This window comes from Paenibacillus sp. BGI2013 (assembly GCF_002843485.1).
GTDB classification, from domain to species: domain Bacteria; phylum Bacillota; class Bacilli; order Paenibacillales; family Paenibacillaceae; genus Paenibacillus; species Paenibacillus amylolyticus.
This window is the reverse complement of sequence record NZ_PJFA01000013.1, coordinates 50,903-70,356: the sequence shown is the minus strand read 5'-3', so window position 1 is coordinate 70,356 and position 19,454 is coordinate 50,903. Positions and strand designations below refer to the sequence as shown.

The 19,454-nt window shown below is 46.7% G+C and carries 19 protein-coding genes; all 19 read right to left on the bottom strand.

Annotated elements, in window-relative coordinates; all coding sequences use genetic code 11:
* Window positions 1-5 precede the first annotated feature (5 nt).
* Window positions 6-1,121, bottom strand: a complete 1,116-nt coding sequence (locus CXK86_RS25300; RefSeq protein ID WP_076250711.1) for a Nif3-like dinuclear metal center hexameric protein — start codon at window positions 1,119-1,121, stop codon at window positions 6-8.
* The gene (locus CXK86_RS25295; RefSeq protein WP_076250709.1) at window positions 1,097-1,855 is read right to left on the bottom strand and encodes a tRNA (adenine(22)-N(1))-methyltransferase; all 759 of its coding nucleotides are present in this window, start codon (window positions 1,853-1,855) and stop codon (window positions 1,097-1,099) included. The genes CXK86_RS25300 and CXK86_RS25295 overlap by 25 nt, the downstream gene beginning before the upstream one ends.
* A gap of 184 nt (window positions 1,856-2,039) precedes the next feature.
* Entirely contained in the window at window positions 2,040-3,179 is a 1,140-nt protein-coding gene (gene rpoD, locus CXK86_RS25290; RefSeq protein ID WP_017687256.1) for an RNA polymerase sigma factor RpoD, read from the bottom strand.
* A gap of 43 nt (window positions 3,180-3,222) precedes the next feature.
* Window positions 3,223-5,043 (bottom strand): DNA primase, encoded by a 1,821-nt coding sequence (gene dnaG / locus CXK86_RS25285; RefSeq protein WP_076250707.1) that lies wholly within the window; start codon window positions 5,041-5,043, stop codon window positions 3,223-3,225.
* Window positions 5,044-5,090: 47 nt separating this feature from the next.
* Window positions 5,091-5,579 (bottom strand): YaiI/YqxD family protein, encoded by a 489-nt coding sequence (locus tag CXK86_RS25280; RefSeq protein ID WP_047843776.1) that lies wholly within the window; start codon window positions 5,577-5,579, stop codon window positions 5,091-5,093.
* A 207-nt stretch (window positions 5,580-5,786) separates the two neighbouring features.
* Entirely contained in the window at window positions 5,787-7,862 is a 2,076-nt protein-coding gene (glyS, locus tag CXK86_RS25275; RefSeq protein WP_076250705.1) for a glycine--tRNA ligase subunit beta, read from the bottom strand.
* The gene (gene glyQ, locus CXK86_RS25270; protein ID WP_076250703.1) at window positions 7,855-8,742 is read right to left on the bottom strand and encodes a glycine--tRNA ligase subunit alpha; all 888 of its coding nucleotides are present in this window, start codon (window positions 8,740-8,742) and stop codon (window positions 7,855-7,857) included. The genes glyS and glyQ overlap by 8 nt, the downstream gene beginning before the upstream one ends.
* 410 nt (window positions 8,743-9,152) lie before the next feature.
* Window positions 9,153-9,905 (bottom strand): DNA repair protein RecO, encoded by a 753-nt coding sequence (gene recO, locus CXK86_RS25265; RefSeq protein ID WP_047843778.1) that lies wholly within the window; start codon window positions 9,903-9,905, stop codon window positions 9,153-9,155.
* Window positions 9,906-9,938: 33 nt separating this feature from the next.
* Window positions 9,939-10,079 carry a YqzL family protein gene (locus tag CXK86_RS25260; RefSeq protein WP_074095877.1) on the bottom strand — a complete coding sequence of 47 codons (141 nt, stop codon included), beginning with the start codon at window positions 10,077-10,079 and terminating at the stop codon, window positions 9,939-9,941.
* Window positions 10,080-10,183: 104 nt separating this feature from the next.
* Complete coding sequence (gene era / locus CXK86_RS25255) at window positions 10,184-11,083, bottom strand: GTPase Era (RefSeq protein ID WP_047843779.1); 900 nt, start codon at window positions 11,081-11,083, stop codon at window positions 10,184-10,186.
* A gap of 37 nt (window positions 11,084-11,120) precedes the next feature.
* Window positions 11,121-11,534, bottom strand: a complete 414-nt coding sequence (locus CXK86_RS25250; RefSeq protein WP_036615035.1) for a cytidine deaminase — start codon at window positions 11,532-11,534, stop codon at window positions 11,121-11,123.
* A gap of 297 nt (window positions 11,535-11,831) precedes the next feature.
* Entirely contained in the window at window positions 11,832-12,203 is a 372-nt protein-coding gene (locus CXK86_RS25245; RefSeq protein ID WP_076250701.1) for a diacylglycerol kinase family protein, read from the bottom strand.
* Complete coding sequence (ybeY, locus tag CXK86_RS25240) at window positions 12,203-12,700, bottom strand: rRNA maturation RNase YbeY (RefSeq protein WP_036674804.1); 498 nt, start codon at window positions 12,698-12,700, stop codon at window positions 12,203-12,205. The genes CXK86_RS25245 and ybeY overlap by 1 nt, the downstream gene beginning before the upstream one ends.
* A 114-nt stretch (window positions 12,701-12,814) precedes the next feature.
* Entirely contained in the window at window positions 12,815-15,064 is a 2,250-nt protein-coding gene (locus CXK86_RS25235; RefSeq protein ID WP_036615038.1) for an HD family phosphohydrolase, read from the bottom strand.
* Between the two features lie 16 nt (window positions 15,065-15,080).
* Entirely contained in the window at window positions 15,081-16,052 is a 972-nt protein-coding gene (locus tag CXK86_RS25230; protein WP_017687243.1) for a PhoH family protein, read from the bottom strand.
* A 6-nt stretch (window positions 16,053-16,058) separates the two neighbouring features.
* Complete coding sequence (yqfD, locus tag CXK86_RS25225) at window positions 16,059-17,252, bottom strand: sporulation protein YqfD (RefSeq protein WP_036674802.1); 1,194 nt, start codon at window positions 17,250-17,252, stop codon at window positions 16,059-16,061.
* Window positions 17,249-17,542 (bottom strand): sporulation protein YqfC, encoded by a 294-nt coding sequence (gene yqfC, locus CXK86_RS25220; protein ID WP_017687241.1) that lies wholly within the window; start codon window positions 17,540-17,542, stop codon window positions 17,249-17,251. Before yqfC ends, yqfD begins: the two co-directional genes overlap by 4 nt.
* 180 nt (window positions 17,543-17,722) lie before the next feature.
* Entirely contained in the window at window positions 17,723-18,322 is a 600-nt protein-coding gene (locus tag CXK86_RS25215; protein WP_047843783.1) for a hypothetical protein, read from the bottom strand.
* Between the two features lie 13 nt (window positions 18,323-18,335).
* A complete protein-coding gene (gene floA / locus CXK86_RS25210; RefSeq protein WP_036615045.1) occupies window positions 18,336-19,346 on the bottom strand; it encodes a flotillin-like protein FloA in 1,011 nt (336 codons plus the stop codon).
* Between the last annotated feature and the right edge of the window lie 108 nt (window positions 19,347-19,454).

Sequence of the window (19,454 nt, the reverse complement as noted above, 5' to 3'; positions counted from 1 at the left end):
TCTTTTTAGATAAACTGGAATACTTCCGTATTTACCTCAGAAGCCGTAACTTGCGTATCATATCGTTTTTCTTCCAAACGGGAACGAAGCCAATCCGCTGTTTTTGGTTTCATAATCTTCTCGGAATTATGTCCCGGGTCGATGATACACATACCTGCCATTAACGCATCATGAGCCGTGTGATAATCGATATCTCCGGTCACAATAACATCCGCACCTTTGAAGCGGGCAGTGAGCGCGTAACGGCTGCCAGAGCCGCCAAGAACCGCTGCTTTTTTGATCTGCTTGTTCAGATCTCCTACTACCCGCACATGAGGCACATTGAATTGGGTCTTCACGACCTCCACTAGCTCACCTAATGTCTTAGGTTCCCTAAGGGGTCCCAAGCGTCCCAGACCGAGCGTACGGCCCTTTAAATCCATTGCATAGAGATCATAGGCCACTTCCTCATACGGATGAGCCTTAAGCATCGCCTGAACGACCTTACTTCTCAGACTTTGGGGTACGATGGTCTCAATACGCATTTCTTCCACACGTTCCATCTGCCCTTGGGTACCGATAAACGGTTGAGTCCCTTCACCAGGTACAAACGTTCCTGTACCTTCCGTGTTAAAGCTGCACTTGTTGTATTGACCGATACTCCCCGCTCCGGTTTCCAGAATGGCCTGAAGAACCTGTTCATGATGGGTACGAGGCACAAACACAGCCAGCTTGTACAGATGATCTGTGTGTACATCTTCCAGCGATTCTTTACTCTCGATGCCAAGTGCCTCGGCCATCCAGTCATTCATCCCACCCTCGGCCACATCCAGGTTTGTATGACTGATATAGACAGCAATATCATGCTTAATCAGCTTTTCATACAATTTACCCATAGGTGTATCTGTACTCAGTGACTTAACCGGACGGAAAATGATGGCGTGATGAGCGATAATCAGGTTGGCTCCAATGCGAATCGCTTCGTCCACCACTTCATCCGTCACATCCAAAGCTACTAACACGTGACTGATTTCTTTTTGCAAACTGCCAAGCTGGAGACCAATGCGGTCATCCGGTACAGCCAGATGTTTGGGAGCGAGTTGCTCCATCAGTTGAATTACAGTTTGACCTTTGGCAAACATGCCAAAACCTCCTTCAAGTTTGCGATAAGACGCTCTACCTCAGCCGCCTTGTCCCGGGAAGAATCCTGATCGGATTTGGAGATGGAGTTAACAACCCCTTGCAGCTTGATGATCTCACTTTCCCATTTGGCAAAAAATACATCCGATGGACGATCCACCAAATAAGGTCCCATCCGCAGCAGCAAATCTTCCGTTAATTCTGCCCCGCCTTGAAGCGGACGTGCACGATACACCTCTACATTGGCAATCGGGCTTACAGATTGTGGCATCGCCGTTATAATCTCATAAATCTTGCCATCTTCTTCGAGCAACTGTTCTGCTACAACCACCCAGTGATGCTCCAGTAACCAGCGTCTGAGGATATCCTCACCCACATTTGGTTGCAAAATAAGTAACTGGACTCCTTCCAGTTTGGATATACCTCTGTCCAAAATAGAAGCAATCAAGGCACCGCCCATACCTGCAATGGTGATGACATCCACTTCACCCGCAGAGATCACATCAAGACCGTCTCCACGACGCACCGTGATTTTTTCTCTCAGGCCAGCATCGCTGACTTGTTTGCATGCAGCATCATAAGGGCCAGGATTGACTTCCCCGGCTACTGCACTTGCAGCTTTCCCACTGCGGATTGCGGCTACTGGTAGCAACGCGTGGTCTGAACCGATATCAGCCATGCGGCTGCCATCGGGAATTTGATCATGTATTCGCTGTAATCGATTCGAAAGTTTCATGAAGCACCTACACCATTCATTTAATTTATTGATTTGCATTGAACAAGGAAAAGCGATAAAATAAAATCCAATAAAACATTTCAAGGATGAATTTCCAAAACCAAGAAATCAAGACGTTTAAATTAAAAATAAAGGAGACCCCGCCGCCGCTAAAGCGTCTTGCGGAAAGTCTCCCATAGTTCGATTATTCGAGGAAATCCTTGAGTCGTTTACTACGACTCGGGTGACGCAACTTACGAAGAGCCTTGGCTTCGATCTGACGAATACGCTCACGCGTAACACCAAATACCTTGCCGACTTCCTCCAGCGTTCTCGTCCGTCCATCGTCCAGACCAAAACGTAGACGAAGCACGTTCTCTTCACGTTCAGTCAATGTATCCAATACATCTTCAAGCTGTTCTTTCAGCAACTCATACGCAGCAGCATCCGCCGGAGCAAGTGCTTCCTGATCTTCAATGAAGTCACCCAGATGGGAATCATCTTCCTCACCAATTGGTGTTTCCAGAGAAACCGGTTCCTGTGCAATCTTCGTAATTTCACGAACTTTCTCTACACTCAGATCCATCTCAGCAGCGATTTCTTCTGGTGTCGGTTCACGCCCAAGTTCCTGCAACAGCTGACGGGATACCCGGATCAGCTTATTAATCGTCTCCACCATGTGCACAGGGATACGGATTGTACGCGCCTGGTCAGCAATAGCACGAGTGATCGCTTGGCGGATCCACCATGTAGCATACGTACTGAACTTGTATCCTTTTTTGTGGTCGAACTTCTCAACCGCTTTGATCAGACCCATATTACCTTCCTGAATCAAATCAAGGAACAACATTCCACGTCCAACGTAACGCTTGGCGATACTGACAACGAGCCGTAAGTTAGCTTCAGCCAGACGACGCTTGGCTTCTTCATCCCCGTTCTCAATCCGTTTAGCCAGTTGTACTTCATCATCTGCCGACAACAGTGGCACACGACCAATTTCCTTGAGGTACATACGGACAGGGTCATTGATTTTGATACCTGGCGGCAAGCTCAGATCATCATCAAAGTGGAATTCGTCCTCTCCCTCTCTGGTGTTGTTCTCGGAATCTTCACTAGGACGAAGTGTAACCTCTTCATTGTTTTCATTCACTACATCGATACCCAGATCGCTCAGTTGCTCATAGAACTCATCCATTTGCTCTGCATCCTGCTCAAAAGGAGAGAGTTTCTCTATAATTTCCTTGTAATTCAGCGAAGCTCTTTTTTTACCTGATTCAATCAATTGATCTTTAACCTGATCCAGTGTCAATTCTGTTTCTAGTTCAGTATGCTGATCATTCGCCATAATTCGACTCCCTCCTCCCTAGAAACATCTAATCATCAGACGTTCACTGTCTCTCTAGGGCAATCATTTCAATTGCAATCTGTGCCGCGCGTACAGAATCACCTGCCCGCTCTGCAGCAATCATTTCTTCTTTTTTCAAATCGTACTCTTTCTTACGCGGATGCTTCAGCACTTCCCTGATGCAATCATCGAGCATTTGAATACTCCATTCACCTGGACCATCCATCATCGAGATTGAACTGACCGTTTTTTCCAGGCGATCGTCATGCAGTGAAGACATAAAACGGCTTGTATCCGACGGTTTGCCTTGCGCATAGTAGGCATATAGATAAGCAGCAATAGCTGCATGATCCTCCAAGTTAAATGCTTCACCAAGATGTTCATTCACGTACTGGGCAGCCTCATCATCCTGCAACATCCAGGCAATCAGTTTGCGTTCGGCAGCGTGATAAGCCGGCAACAGATTAGGTGTAGGCACCTGCCTATTTTGTTGCCTACCATTATTCCACCTTTTCGGGTTATTATCCCCAAACTGGAGGTTATTTTTCATCGCCTCCCGTTCTTCATTACACTCCTGCTTCAATGTTTCGAAGGATACGTCCACTTCTGCAGCCAGTTCACGAAGATACACTTCCCTTTCTGTTGGAGAAGGTAAGGGTGCAATCAACTTTACTGCTTCTTTCGAATAGGCGATTTGTCCGCCACCCTCTAGCAGTATATGGCTTTTTTTTAAGTTTATAAGTTTAAATTTTGTAGTTGTCACGGCACCGTCCACAATCTGGTTTCGGAACCGTTCACCACCATGCTTCCGGATAAAATCATCTGGGTCAAGTCCCTCGGGAATGAGAGCCACTTTGACCTGCAATCCAGCTTCCTCAAGAATAGGGAAGTTTTTGAGTGCAGCAGCCTGTCCTGCTCTGTCGCCGTCATAACATATAATGACTTCGTCGCACATCCCTTTGAGCATCAGTGCCTGATTCTCGGTTAACGCAGTGCCCATTGCCGCTACACCATTCTGGATATCCTGGTCCCATGCGGAGATGACATCACCATATCCCTCGAATAAAATGGCTTGTCTTTGTTTGCGAATTGCATTTTTGGCATGATGCAAATTATAGAGAACACGGCTTTTGTTAAATAACCGGGTTTCCGGTGAATTTAGATACTTCGGTTGCCCATCTCCCAATATGCGTCCTGCAAATGCAATCGGCTTACCGCTCCTGCCATTAATCGGGAACATAATCCGGTCTCGGAATCGATCCACATATCCCTGACCTTCATTTCGCGGTGACAGAAGTCCACCCTTTTCCATCTCTTCGAGCGGATAGTTACGTTTCTCAAGAAATTGTACCAGTGTGTCCCAACGATTTGGTGCAAAACCAATCTGGAACTGGTCGATTAACTTGTCGCCAAAACCTCTTGAGCGTAAATACTCCATGGCTGACTTGCCGTGCTCTGTATTTTTCAACAAAAAATGATACAGCTTCGCGGTAAGCTCATAAGCTTCCAACAGACGTTCCGTCTCCGGATTCACATGAGCAGATTCACGCCCTTGCCAGTCCCCCATAGAGATGTGACTTTCTTCCGCCATCGTTTTGACAGCCTCGGGAAAGGATAACCCTTCGATTTCCATCCTGAATTTGATGGCATTTCCACCCGTGCCGCAACCGTAGCAGTAGAAAATTTGTTTCTCAGGTGTAACGGTGAACGAAGGCGTCTTCTCGGAATGAAAAGGACAGAGGCCTTTCATATACTTCCCCTGTTTGGTCAGATGCACAAATCGGCTCACCGTATCGACAATATCATTCTGCTGTAACACCGATTCAATAATACTTTCGGGTATACCGCCTTGTCCGGTACTCATCTCTGGCCACCTTCATCTCTTCAACACGTAAATATAATTCGATAAACTTACACATTCTCCTGCAAATCTTTTAAAAGTTTTGTCAGTTTATGTTGAAACATTTCTCGATCCTGCTCTGTGAAAGGCTTTGGGCCTTTCCCGTAATGGCCTCTTTTTCGCGCTTTGGCCGCAGTATGACGAGAATCCAACATGAAATCAATGTCACGATCGTTGAACTCACGACCACGAAAGGACAAAACATAACAACGTTTGCCAAGCGCAAGTGCCGCAAGTCCATAGTCCTGAGTGATAACTACATCATATGGCTTAATATGATTAGCAATATACAGGTCTGCGCTCTGATCACTGCGATCCACTTGCACGGTTCGTACCCCTTCTCCTCCTTGAAGCAAATGATCAAATGAAGAGACTAACAGTACGGGGATGTTGAAAAGGCGAGCGGTTTGCGCAATCTCGGTTTTGACCGGGCAAGCATCACCATCCACAACAATGTGGCGTATATTTAACTCACTCAAACCCAGACCACCCGGTTTCATAAAATAGCTGCATATTGTTATATACGACCCCGGCCAGGCAAAATCCTTCTGCCGGAACGAGGGAAATCAAAGGCTAAAATACGGAGCGGTTGTCAAAAATACATTTCACAACCCGTTCCGTATATTTATACCCTCATATATCCTTCTTTAATACTGAATTTTAGCTTTGCGCCAAGTCTGTGGAAAAGGACTCATGAAATACGCCAATTACCAAACCAACTTGGAAAAATCAGCAAATCCTTTCAAGTCACGATCAATAGCCGCGAGCAAGGCAAGTCGGTTCGCCCGAACAGCTTCATCTTCGGCCATAACCATGACCGAATCGAAGAATGAAGTAATACCATCCTTCCAGGCAGATGCAATAGCCAGTGCTTCAGCAGCATGATGCTGAGTCAACGCCTGACGATATTCTGCATTCGTTTTGCTCCATGCCTCATGGAGCTGACGTTCTCCATCTTCTGTGAACAGTTCTGGATGTACGGAAGCATTGGATGCTTTGGCAGCCAGATTACCGACACGGTTGAACGATTCAACCGTTGTTTTGAATGCGTCTCCTGTCATAACAGCCGCCATCAACGCTTCACCTTTTGGAACCACAGCGCTGATATCATCGAATCCGGAAGAAATTACGGCATCCACTACGTCGTAGCGAACTGTTTCGGACAACAATTTTTTCACACGAAGACCAAAGAAGTCTTGCAGATCTTTACGAACCTCTTCGTCTGCACGTTTCAACAGGTTCATCTGGGCATGTACTTGAAGTGCTACTCCGAACACGTCAGACAATGTCAGCGGAAGCTTGTGATCCAGCAAAATCTGTACAATACCTGCAGCCTGACGGCGCAGCGCGTAAGGATCCTGTGAACCCGTTGGAATAATATTGATGGAGAAACAACCCACGATTGTATCCATTTTGTCCGCAGCACTCACAATGGCACCAACAAGAGAAGCAGGGGATTGATCTCCAGCGAAACGTGGCTGATAGTGTTCAAATACCGCTTTGGCCACTTCTTCTTTTTCGCCAGCTTTACGAGCGTAATCCTCACCCATCACACCTTGCAGTTCCGGGAATTCTCCCACCATCAGTGTCACCAGATCGAATTTGCAGATATCTGCTGAGCGGCTAACGGATTCAGCAATATCACCGGATACTTGCAGTTTGGCAGCAAGTCCATCCGCAATCTTGCGAATACGGCGCACTTTATCTCCAACCGTTCCCAGTTCTTCCTGGAAGACGATACTTTCCAGCTTCGACAATGCATCCTTAATCTGTAGCTTCTGATCTTCCTCATAGAAGAACTTGGCATCAGACAGACGTGCACGCAGAACTTTTTCATTCCCTCTGGCAATAACGTCCAGTGAATCACTTCCGCCGTTACGTACCGTCACGAAGAATGGCAACAATTGTCCTTCATTGTCCAGTACAGGGAAATAACGCTGATGCTCACGCATGGAAGTAATCAATACTTCTTGTGGAATATTCAAGAATGAGGAGTCAAATGTCCCGAACAATACGGTAGGTGTTTCCACCAGGAACAGGACTTCCTCCAGCAAGTCTTCCTTAATCGCGATATCCCATTTTTTCTCCGCAGCCAGTGCCTGAATCTGGGATACAATCATCTGTTCACGTTCCTGGATATCAGCAATGACATGTTCGGAACGCAACACTTCCACGTATGAAGACGGAGTGGAGATCACAGCCTCCTTACCGAGGAAACGATGTCCGCGAGTTACATTACCCGACTTAATACCTGTCACTTCCAGATCGATAACCTCACTGCCGAGCATAGCCACAATCCAGCGGATTGGACGTACAAATTTGAAATCATAGGAAGCCCAACGCATGAATTTTGGGAACGTCATGGCATGTAATACAGAAAGTAACCCTTCGCCAACCACAGACGCCGTCTCCACACCTTTGCTGCTCTTCGTTGCATAGATATATTCGACACCGTTCAGTTCCTTGAACGTGAACTGGTCCGGTTCAACACCTTGACTGCGGGCGAATCCGAGTGCAGCCTTGCTCCAATTGCCACTGTCGTCCAGGGCAATTTTGCGTGAAGGACCTTTCACTTCTTCCTCGATATCTTCCTGCTTTTCAGCCACATTCTGAATCAAAACAGCCAGACGGCGCGGTGTAGCATATGCATTCACTTCACCATAAGCAATGCGGGATGCGTCAAGCCATTTCACGACACGCTCTTGCAGCTGTGCGATTGCTGCGCGCATAAAGCGTGCAGGTACTTCTTCCAGCCCGATTTCAAACAACAGATCCTTAGACATGCTCGGCTCCCCCTTTCTTGATCAGCGGGAAGCCTAGCTTCTCACGCTCTTCCATATATGTTGCAGCGACTTGGCGAGCCAGATTACGAACACGTGTGATGTAACCCGTACGTTCCGTTACACTGATGGCTCCACGTGCATCCAACAGGTTGAACGTGTGGGAACATTTCAGCACATAGTCATATGCCGGGAATACCAGATGCTGCGCCATGGCTTTGTTTGCTTCTTCTTCATGCATGTTGAAGAGTGTAAACAGCATTTTGACATCAGATACTTCAAACGTATATTTAGAGTGTTCGAGTTCTGGCTGACGGAATACATCACCATAAGTGATACCTTCCACCCATTCCAGATCAAACACATTCTCTTTATCTTGTATGTAAGAAGCCAAACGCTCCATACCATACGTAATTTCAACAGCTACCGGATTTGTCTCGATCCCACCAACCTGTTGGAAATACGTAAATTGCGTAATTTCCATTCCGTCCAACCATACTTCCCAACCAAGACCTGCACAACCAAGGGAAGGATTCTCCCAGTTATCTTCAACAAACCGAATATCATGTTTGAGCGGATCAATGCCAAGACGTTTCAGACTTTCCAGGTAAATTTCCTGAATATTGTCCGGAGAAGGCTTGATGATGACCTGGAACTGATGATGCTGGTACAGCCGGTTAGGGTTCTCACCATAACGTCCGTCCGAAGGACGACGGGAAGGCTCCACATAGGCCACTTTCCAAGGTTCGGGTCCAAGCGAGCGTAAAAAGGTCATCGGGTTCATCGTACCTGCCCCTTTTTCCGTATCGTATGGCTGGACAATAATACAGTTATGCTCGGCCCAGAATTGTTGCAGCGTTAGAATCATCTGCTGAAAATTCATAATCATGCTCCTTTTCAATGGTTTGTTAGCAAGCTTAGGACGGTGAAGACAACAATAAATAGCCCCCGTCCTACGCCTGTTGTACAGACGTAGGGACGAGAGCTATTCCCGCGGTTCCACCCTACTTGGCTTAGATCAAACAAGATGATCCTGTTCGTTCCAGCCCACTTTTCCGTGTCCATTCATGCTCCCGAGTGCCGTTTCAAAGATCGATTCAGCCAGGCTCCCACCATCCCCGGCTCGCTCATTCATGATTCCCAAGTGTTATACAACGACTTGTCTCCATAAATGTAATAAATCCAGTCTTTTACTTTCTCGTTCAATGCATGTCTCATAAAGAGAAATTATATTTCATAATATATAAAATCTAGTATGAAGTCAAGATATAGTTTCACTTCCACCAAAACGCCTCAAATCCCGTACTTCTCCATCTGATCGAGGAAAGAACGGGATTTAAGATTCAGACCGAGCTGATGATCCATAAAGGCACGCATCAACTTTTTGATCTCATCACGGGTAGACTCACTCACTGATATATTCCCCAAGCGCTGCAGATCCAACTGTGCGAACAAACGCAACAACTTCAGAGCCTTTGGACTAACTGACATCGCTGGAGGATCAAAATGTTTGCATGCTCGACACAAGACGCCACCAAGTCTGGGACTTATAAACAACTGCTCATCTGGTCGCTCCTGGTTGCAGGAGATGCACTCATCGAACTGTGGACCATATCCGGATGCCTGTAATATTTTCATTTCGTACAGACTTGTAATAACAACCGGATCTTTCTCTTCCTTCAACGCCTGCAAACACGCCTTTAACTGTTTGAACCAAAATGTACCTGTTTCCTCATCCTGAAGCACCCGATCCAATAGTTCACACGCATAAGAGGCATAAGAGGCCTTGACCAGATCTTCACGCAACTCATGATAAGATTCAACAATTTCTCCAGCGTTCAATGTGCCTAGACCTGTATTGCGAAAATATACATATTGACCATACGTAAACGGCTGCACCAGTGCAGCATGTCGGCTCTTGGGCTTTTTGGCACCGCGGACGAGTACCCCTACTTTCCCGCCGCTTTCGGTGCAAAGCGTAATGATTTTGTTCCCTTCGCCGTAGTCCATGCTGCGGATGACAATCCCTTCCACCCTGTATAGCATGCCTCGTCACCTAACCATTCCCGAATCAGCCAGTTATCCTTCAGCTTCTTCATCTTCAATCACTTCCCTTGCATTATCCGACTCCTGTCCTAACGAGTTACAAGCCTCGGTATATAACAAATAGGACTCTACATCCCCCGTCATCGCAAAAACCTTCCACGAAAAATCTCGCATCGGAATTTCATCCTCTCTTCGGAAATGACGTCTGCATCTACCAAATAGGATGGAGTCTTGCAAGGTAAACTATGTGTTGCAATTACTGGATACAATTCCGACGATTAGTCGCGGCCAAAGCCAAGGTCACGCAGAACTCGATCCTGATTTCTCCAGTCTTTTTTCACTTTAACCCACAGGTCCATGAAAATTTTGGAGCCAAGCAAATTCTGAATGTCGTGTCGAGCTCGTTTACCCACTTCTTTCAGAAGGGCACCTTGCTTGCCGATAATGATCCCTTTTTGGGAATCCCGTTCCACAAAAATGACTGCTGAGATATAAACGACACCATTATCTTGCACTTTCATATCTTCGATCGTTACAGCAATGGAGTGAGGCACTTCTTCACGAGTCATTTGCAGAATTTTCTCACGAATCAACTCGGCACATACAAACTGCTCCGGATGGTCAGTAACCTGGTCATCAGGATAGTACTGTGGACCTTCTGGCAAATACTTGCCGAGCTGTTCCAGCAACGTGCTGACATTGCTGCCAAGCATGGCAGAGACAGGAACGATTTCAGCGAAATCGTGAAGCTTGCGATACGTCTCAATGAGTGGCAGCAGTGCTTCCGGCTCAATTTTGTCAATTTTATTCATGACAAGAATGACAGGCGTACGGATATTTTTCAACTGTTCCGCAATATAACGGTCACCGCCACCCAAGCCTTCCGAAGCGTCGATCAGGAACAGTGCTGCTTCTACTTCTCCGAGCGTATTCAGAGCAGTCTGGTTCATGTAATCGCCAAGTTTGGATTGACGTTTGTGAATACCCGGTGTGTCCAGGAATACGATTTGCTGATGTTCGGATGTATACACCCCATGAATTTTATTACGTGTGGTTTGTGGCTTGTCCGACATAATCGCAATTTTCTGTCCGATCACTTGGTTCATCAGTGTGGATTTACCTACGTTTGGACGTCCAATAATGGCTACAAAACCGGATTTAAATGCTTGTTTTTTCATATGTTCCTCCTCAGGCGCCTAGGCCTGGAATATTGGTTTATTTTTTGGCAGAATTCAGATCAGAAGGCCCAAAAGCCCAAGGTAACAGTTCAGCAACGGTGGTCTCTTGCAGATCACCTTTCAAGTTCCCCAAGATGACTTTCATATCAGGTTCACACAGTTCGTACATGACCTGACGACATACGCCACATGGAGCAATCGGACCATCCGTGTCTCCCACAATGGCAATCGCTGTGAAGCTGCGAGGCTTCTGCCCACCTGCAATGGCACTAAACATCGCCGTACGCTCAGCACAATTACCTGGTGTATACGCAGCATTCTCAATATTACAACCATGATGCACATGACCTTCACTGTCAAGCAAAGCCGCGCCAACACCAAAATGGGAGTAAGGCGTATACGCCTTCGTACGTGCCTTAATTGCTTCTTGCATTAACAAACCGTTATCCATTAATATTCTCTCCCTTAGGGTGCAATATAAAGTTAGTACCTACGAATTAAGTTCAACCAAAGCCAATTTTACACTAGCCACTCCGAGTCCAGAATAACCCTTCGATCGCTGTTACCCCCAGATTTTTTGATTCACTTTTTCAACGTGAAAATCCGGGGATAAAGGCGAACGCTTCGCTTCTACAGGTTTATTTCTGTCCTCTTCGTTATCGTGTAATGTCAACAAGTTCAACTTAAAAAACGGTCTAACTTCACAAATTTGTGTAGTATTAAAATCACAAAACAAATCAAAACAAAATCAGTACAAACCTAGCCAGCTCATCACCGGCTTAATGAAAACGATACAACCGATGATGACGGCGAATACCGCAGCCAGCAGAACTGCCCCGGCCGCGGTATCCTTTGCCGCTTTTGCCAGCGGGTGGATATGGGGGTGTGCCAAGTCAACCGCTGCCTCTACAGCCGTGTTCATCAATTCAGTCACCAGGACCAAAAAGACAGCGGTCAGCACAAACATCCAATCCGTTCTTGAGATTCTGAAAAAAAAGCCGGCTAAACACATCAAAATAGCCACTCCCGTGTGAACTCTCACATTACGCTGAGTCCGCAACCCATATGCGATTCCTTCCGCAGCATTGCGGAATACCAGACCCCAGGAGCGTCTTCTCATTATCGTGTCAACCCGGCCTGGGCCAATACCGCTTCTTGTTTGCCCATCATTTCAGCCTCACTTGCTTCATCCTGATGGTCGTATCCAAGCAGGTGCAAGAAACCATGGACAAACAGAAAACCAAGTTCACGTTCAAATGAGTGTCCATACTCTTCACTTTGCAGGATGGTCCGTGGTACGGAAATGATGATGTCTCCAAGAACATCCGGCATTTCTTCCATTTCTTCATCTTCGTCCAGCTCATAGATAATATCGAGCTCTTCATCCACCGTCTCGTTCATTGCAAAAGACAATACATCCGTAGGACGGTCAATACCGCGATAATCACGGTTCAACTCATGAATCTGCTCATCGTTCACAAAAGTCAGAGCCACTTCCCCGTCTGCAACACCTTCCGCTTCTCCTGCGAGATTCAGCAACTGTTCCAACATTGCAATCATCGGTTCTGTAATTTCTTTATCCTGTTGTTCATTATTCCATGCCAGATTAAGACTCATTCTTTCATAACTCCTGTCTGCTCATATTAGAGGTTGTTCAAAAAAGCATTTCTAGCTTCATCCCATCTTCTCGGTACTGAAAACCGGCCTTTTTGAACACAAACTATTATTAAATTAGCCTGCTTCGGGTGAAGTTGGCTTTGGTTTCTTGATCTCCTCCGGATATTCTATCCTGGAGTGGAAGATACCCATCACCGTTTCCTTCAATGTTCTGGCAACGATATCCAGTTCACGCATCGTAAGGTCACAATCATTGAATTGATGATCGTCCAATCGTCCTTTAATAATCTTCTCAATCATGGACTCCACTTGCTCCACTGTCGGTTTGCGCAAAGATCTCACAGCAGCCTCCACACTATCGGCAATGCCAACAATAGCCGATTCCTTGGACTGAGCCTTCGGCCCAGGGTAACGGAAATCTTCTTCCGTGAAATCAGGCTCAACGCCTGCTTCTTCCGCCTGGCGCAGTGCTTTGTGATAGAAATAGTGGAGAAATGTCGTGCCGTGATGCTGTTCCGCAATATCCCGAATAGGTCTGGGCAGCTTGTAATCCTTCTGCATTTCCACCCCATCGCGCGCATGGGCAACGATAATGGATTTGCTCAGTTTAGGATCAATTGAATCATGTGGATTCTCCATATTGTTCTGATTTTCAATAAAATAGATGGGCCGCTTCGTCTTGCCAATATCATGATAATACGAACCGACTCGGCATAGCAATCCGTTAGCTCCTATGGCTTCTGCTGCTGCTTCGGACAGATTCCCTACCATAACGCTGTGATGATAGGTACCCGGTGTCTCCGTCAGCAACTTGCGAAGAAGCGGATGGTTCGGATTAGATAGTTCTACCAGTTTGAGCGCTGATAAAATGCCAAATGAAGTTTCGAAAAATGGCATCAGCCCAATGACCAGTATGGCAGTCAGCACGCCACCAGCAAATGCAAACCCAACGCCATACAGTGTCGTGGTTCGATTCCAATCTCCCGAGTCAATCAAAGCCAAGGTGAAGACGGCTATCGACCCGAACAGACAGACCATAATGGCCCCTTTCAGGATCGTTGATCGCTGGCTAGCCTTATGAGTTGCGAAGATCGCAACAAACGAAACCAATACAGCGAAGAAACCTAATTCGAAGTCAAAAAGTTGACCCTGATGGGTATTCAAAATAATGCTGGACAACATACCGATCAAAATCGAACATACAAAGGCAAGCGAGGTATCCAGTAACAAGGCAATTAACATCGCTCCTACCGCAACAGGTGCAAGGAAGCCAACATAAGACCTCTCATTGGTCTGGATAATCGCCGTCACATGCATAACCACAATCGTAATAATAAAAATGAGAACAAGCATCAACAGCTGGGCATTATTATACTTAAAATGTGTTCCGCTGCCTTGCTGAATATACATCAGAATGGCTGCTGACAACAGGCAGGAAAACATAAGAAGTCCAAGCTGCGGCCAGTAGTTCACTTCATTTTTCAGCAAATCATTCTCACCCAGCAAAGTATACATCTCCGGGGTGATCATCTCACCCTTGGCAACTAATGTGTCCCCTTGCTTGATAAAGACGGTTTGCGTGTTCTCACGCGCCTGTACTTTGGCTTCCTTAGTTCCCTCTTCATCGTAGAAGCGGTTCGCGGTCACCACAAGGCGAGCAAGCTCTTGCACGACCTCACGTTGCGTACGCTTACCAAGAGAGCTGACACTCACCATCTCGGCTACTTTGGCACGAGCAGTGGTTGCATCGCTGATCTGATCCGTCATTAACCGGGCAACAATATCCCTCGCAACCGGCTTCATCTCCTGGATATCATCCGATGTCAGACGTGAGATTTTGATGTAAGTTTCTTCGGGAATACGGTAGCTTTGCTCCTGTACCACATTTCTGATTTCTTCCAAAAGAGTCTCGGAGTATGTACCGGCTTTCCGATTATTATTGATATAGTTGGTCACAAAATCCTTCTGGCGCTGCGGAATTTCATCCCGATATATATCAATCTTGTCCTGACTTGAGATCTGATCATCCTGATTTAATCGATCTACACGATCAAGCAGGGTAGTCATCAAATTTTCGTTTCGCAACTGGACAATCTGAAATATCGGCTGTACCCGTTCAGCAGCTTCTTCCTGTGCTTTGAGTGTGGCCTTGTTATTCGGAATCTGCATGGGCGCAGCAATGTCCACTTCACTCCGTGTCCCTTCCTGAATATCATAGCGCTCAGGGAGCAGTTTGGAAGCCAGACTGACGTAGAAAAGAATCACCAGAAACAAAAACAGAAGATAGCGTGCCCACACGCTATACTTCCATCCTGTAGCCTTATTCTGAAAAGATTTGCCTTTTGACGGTTCCTTCGAGGTCACTTTAGACAATCCCTTTCTATGCTTGATTTTCTGCGGCGTGGTTGTAAGCCACGATAATTTTCTGGACAAGGGAATGCCGTACAACATCTTGCTCGGCAAAATAGACAAATCCAATCTCGTTAACTTCGTTCAAGATCGTATTCGCTTCCACAAGCCCGGATTTCTTACCACGCGGTAAATCAATCTGTGTCACGTCTCCGGTGATGACCATTTTGGAGCCAAAACCAAGACGGGTTAGAAACATCTTCATCTGTTCCGGCGTTGTGTTCTGTGCTTCATCCAGAATGATGAAGGAGTCATCCAGCGTACGCCCCCGCATGTAGGCGAGTGGCGCGATTTCGATTAACCCTCGCTCCAGTGCCTTCGCGGTCTGTTCCTGTCCCATAACGTCATACAGGGCATCGTACAGTGGTCTCAGATAAGGGTCTACCTTCTCCTGAAGATCACCTGGCAAAAATCCAAGACTCTCTCCCGCTTCAACAGCAGGCCGTGTGAGTACAATGCGTTTGACGCTGCCTTCTTTAATTGCGGCAACAGCCAGTACAACAGCAAGGTAGGTTTTACCCGTACCAGCAGGACCAATGCCAAATACAATATCACGTTTTTTAATTGTAGTTACATAGTGCTTCTGTCCAATGGTTTTAACACGGATTGGTTTACCTCGGTATGTCGTTGTAATCTCGCCCTTGAACAGATCCAATAGCTGGTCTGCCCGCATATCCTTGGCAAGTTCAATCGCATACTTCACATCTCTCTCGGTTAACACATATCCATTGCGTATCAATTGCAGTAACACATCAAATAATTGTTCAAGCGATTCCACCTGCTGTGCGTTGCCAAAAATCACAATCTCCGCTTCACGGGATGCAATCTGGGCGGGAATCTCGGATTCAATCAGTTTAAGAAAAGTATCTTGGGGTCCAAAAAGAGATTGGCCCTCTCCCGCACTCTGGAGGGAGATTTGTATGCTGCGTGTTTGCTCTGACAAATATCCTCATTCTCCTTGACTATGGACTAGCGGAAGTTCTTCCGCAATGCTTTCTTCTACTTCAAATAAGACTTTCATATAAACTTTACCATTCTCTTTCTTCTCATGCAAAATTTTTTCACTTATAATTTTTGTTCCTTTGCCGTTTTTGGCGGTAATATCGTTCCTTGCTCCTTCCAATCCTTTCGTTCTGGCCCATTCTATCGTCTGTTGTTGCTCATGCTCTCGGGTCTCCAGATCTTTCTCTGTCAGCCAACCCATGGGAAGTGTAAAGGATCGCCACGTTAATGGTTTATGATTACTCTCGGTATCAAATGAACTGAACGGTGTACTTCCGTACCCCCACAGTTGAATCGCCCAATTCCCCAGCACCATGTAAAAACGTTCTTTGCTCTCACCTGTCATTGTATTATGTTTTTGCACCAGCGGAACCTCTACCTGATACTCACGCCATACCAGACCACGAACTTCGCCTTTGGCAACGATGGTTTTGGTGTTCTCCTCATCCCCGAGAATCCCCGAGATCAATACCTGACCCTTTTTGACACGCATGTCCTTCTGAACAACAGGGCGTCCCTGCTCCGCATAGATTTGAGTGACCACAGCATCTGACTTACTGATCAGATGCCTGGGATTCAGCAATGGTTCGCGCTTTGGTTGCGCCGATTCTACGACCTGAATGGTAATGGTTGTCCCTTCTTTGCTCACGCCAATCCAGGTTACATCCGGCAGAGCGAGTGCAAGCTGCCTGGAGAGCTTGTCTTGGCTTTGCAAACGGAACCCCCATTGCAAAGGATATATGCCCTCTTTTTTCGCTGCTGCAAGCACCTCGTCGGTGGGAATGGTGACGTTACCCTTGACCTCCACACTCCATACCATGGACGACAACGCAAACAAAGCTGCCACAAAAAACAGCATACCCCCAAGAAAGAACTTCCTCCGCAATAATCGGGCCGCAAAAAAAGGGAAACCGCTGCGATGGGTTACTTTCACCCTGCAGCCTGTCCGTTTCAACACAGGACGCAACCTGAAAAAATGCGGCAGCAGAATGTTCATCTCTGCCACGCGTCCATCGTGAGCACGCAGGTTCCACACTTCCAGTCCCTGCTCTGCCACCGTGTTGATCAATGTTTCAATGTCTCCCCCAGTGACCGTGATTCGGACTGCTCCCCGCAGTTTGTACAGACTGGGCTGCTTCATCCGTTCCCCTCCACTCCATTCATATGAATATCCAGAATCGTTCCTTCAACAGCTACTTCATCCGGCAAAATGTTACGTATCACCAAGGCAGTTCCTTTGATCTCTAACTGGCCTTGGGAAAGAGCCAACACGATACGATCCGGCGTGAAATGGATGACACCGCGATGATTCTCTATATACAGTTGCTTACTGCCGATCAGGGTTAACCGTGGCATATCATAAAGCACATCCTGCGGCAGATCCAACACTTCACTGGTCCATCTGCGCAGCTTGCGGCTGATCCGGGTCATTCGAAGGTCTTCCCCCTTCCTCTACAGTTCAACTTATGCGCAGATTCATGAAATTATGAAAATTCCGGGGCGTGTTAGGGACGAATGTTGAGAAAAAAGGGTAGAACACAGAAAAAGCCGTCTCCGGCGGCTTTATGCTCACCAGAGACGGCTTTATTTCCGTCCAATAAATTGACTTGTTTACAGTTTTCCTCTTGTACCAAACGGTTGCTTGGAACGAGGGGAACCCAGTACTTCTGCCCACAGGACACCTGTACGAATATCAGCAGGACGAAGTGGAGACGCTCCCGATTCATCGGTGCTGGTCTCATCCCAACTGGAATCAGACACAACTGGCCGATTCGCAGAAGAGATGCGATTCAAGCGTTCTTCAATCAAGCGCTGCTGTTCTTCCATGCCTCTCATCTGTTCCTCAAGTGAATTTGCCATCGCACTCATCGTGCCCTCACTTCTGTAGTCAGTTGCGGGGCGAGAAGATGCAGCAGGCTCCGAATACGGCTCATCATACTGATTCTCATATTGCACGTCATCATACCGATCGTCATACTGTTCATCATAGCGAGGGTCTGTAGGTCCGGAAGACTGCTGCGGAGATGAATTGTCTCTTGAACGTTCATCCCGGCCTGAATCACCACTGCCTCCAAATGTAGGCATCCCGTTGGCAGGACGCTTTTTGTTCGGATCAGCCGATTTGGCAGCTTTCCCCAAGAATGAGAAGAGTGCAAAACCGATGACGGCCACAATATACAGATTATCAAAAATCCATTCAAATAGGCCCATATGCACTCACCGCCTATCTTCCGTTTTTGGAATCACCCTGATCGTTGGAATTCGAACCTTCACCAGGTTTTCCCAATGTGTTACGCATTTGAGTATCTGCTTCAATGTTCTTCAGGTTCATATAATCCATCACACCGATTTTACCGTTACGAAGTGCCTCAGCCATCGCCAAAGGTACTTGGGATTCGGATTCAACAACGCGTGCTCTCATTTCCACTACGCGTGCTTTCATCTCTTGCTCTTGGGCTACGGCCATTGCACGACGCTCTTCGGCTTTTGCCTGAGCGATACGTTTGTCAGCTTCTGCTTGCTCTGTTTGCAAGAAGGCACCAATGTTCTTACCTACATCAACGTCAGCAATATCAATGGACAGGATTTCAAAAGCAGTACCTGCATCCAAACCTTTGGACAATACGGTACGGGAGATCAGATCCGGATTTTCCAGGACGTCTTTGTGAGAATTGGAGGAACCGTTCGTACTTACGATACCTTCACCAACACGGGCGATGATCGTTTCTTCACCAGCACCACCAACGAGACGGTCAATATTGGCACGAACCGTAACCCGCGCTCTAACTTTAACTTCAATACCATCTTTGGCAACCGCAGACACAATCGGTGTTTCGATAACACGTGGGTTAACGCTCATCTGTACGGCTTGTAATACGTCACGACCTGCGAGGTCAATCGCAGCAGCACGTTCAAATTCGAGTGGAATGTTGGCACGTTGTGCAGCAATCAGAGCGTTTACAACACGGTCAACGTTACCACCGGCCAAGAAGTGACTTTCCAGTTGGTTCATTGAGAGTTTAAGACCGGCTTTAGTTGCTTTAATCATTGGATTAACGATACGGCTAGGCGTTACACGTCTCAGTCTCATCGCTACCAGTGTAATAATACTTACGCGTACGCCGGATGCAATCGCTGAAACCCAGAGCATAACCGGGAAAAAGCTGAAGAATACGCTCAATACGATAATACCTACTACCGCAATGAGCAAAATCGTAATCATAGATGTGTCCATTGTTTAATTTCCTCCATTTGCAATTTGAATTTGATAAAAATGTTTGAGAAGACACTCATGAGTCCGCTGCTAAATTAAAGAATACACCACCTCGCTGGCAGCTTCAGC

Excerpts from the sequence above, each read along its gene's own strand:
- CXK86_RS25300 (WP_076250711.1), bottom strand. The coding sequence starts at position 1,121 with ATGTTTGCCAAAGGTCAAACTGTAATTCAACTGATGGAGCAACTCGCT.
- CXK86_RS25295 (WP_076250709.1), bottom strand. The coding sequence starts at position 1,855 with ATGAAACTTTCGAATCGATTACAGCGAATACATGATCAAATTCCCGAT.
- rpoD (WP_017687256.1), bottom strand. The coding sequence starts at position 3,179 with ATGGCGAATGATCAGCATACTGAACTAGAAACAGAATTGACACTGGAT.
- dnaG (WP_076250707.1), bottom strand. The coding sequence starts at position 5,043 with ATGAGTACCGGACAAGGCGGTATACCCGAAAGTATTATTGAATCGGTG.
- CXK86_RS25280 (WP_047843776.1), bottom strand. The coding sequence starts at position 5,579 with ATGAAACCGGGTGGTCTGGGTTTGAGTGAGTTAAATATACGCCACATT.
- glyS (WP_076250705.1), bottom strand. The coding sequence starts at position 7,862 with ATGTCTAAGGATCTGTTGTTTGAAATCGGGCTGGAAGAAGTACCTGCA.
- glyQ (WP_076250703.1), bottom strand. The coding sequence starts at position 8,742 with ATGAATTTTCAGCAGATGATTCTAACGCTGCAACAATTCTGGGCCGAG.
- recO (WP_047843778.1), bottom strand. The coding sequence starts at position 9,905 with ATGCTATACAGGGTGGAAGGGATTGTCATCCGCAGCATGGACTACGGC.
- CXK86_RS25260 (WP_074095877.1), bottom strand. The coding sequence starts at position 10,079 with ATGCGAGATTTTTCGTGGAAGGTTTTTGCGATGACGGGGGATGTAGAG.
- era (WP_047843779.1), bottom strand. The coding sequence starts at position 11,083 with ATGAAAAAACAAGCATTTAAATCCGGTTTTGTAGCCATTATTGGACGT.
- CXK86_RS25250 (WP_036615035.1), bottom strand. The coding sequence starts at position 11,534 with ATGGATAACGGTTTGTTAATGCAAGAAGCAATTAAGGCACGTACGAAG.
- CXK86_RS25245 (WP_076250701.1), bottom strand. The coding sequence starts at position 12,203 with ATGAGAAGACGCTCCTGGGGTCTGGTATTCCGCAATGCTGCGGAAGGA.
- ybeY (WP_036674804.1), bottom strand. The coding sequence starts at position 12,700 with ATGAGTCTTAATCTGGCATGGAATAATGAACAACAGGATAAAGAAATT.
- yqfD (WP_036674802.1), bottom strand. The coding sequence starts at position 17,252 with ATGAAGCAGCCCAGTCTGTACAAACTGCGGGGAGCAGTCCGAATCACG.
- yqfC (WP_017687241.1), bottom strand. The coding sequence starts at position 17,542 with ATGACCCGGATCAGCCGCAAGCTGCGCAGATGGACCAGTGAAGTGTTG.
- CXK86_RS25215 (WP_047843783.1), bottom strand. The coding sequence starts at position 18,322 with ATGGGCCTATTTGAATGGATTTTTGATAATCTGTATATTGTGGCCGTC.
- floA (WP_036615045.1), bottom strand. The coding sequence starts at position 19,346 with ATGGACACATCTATGATTACGATTTTGCTCATTGCGGTAGTAGGTATT.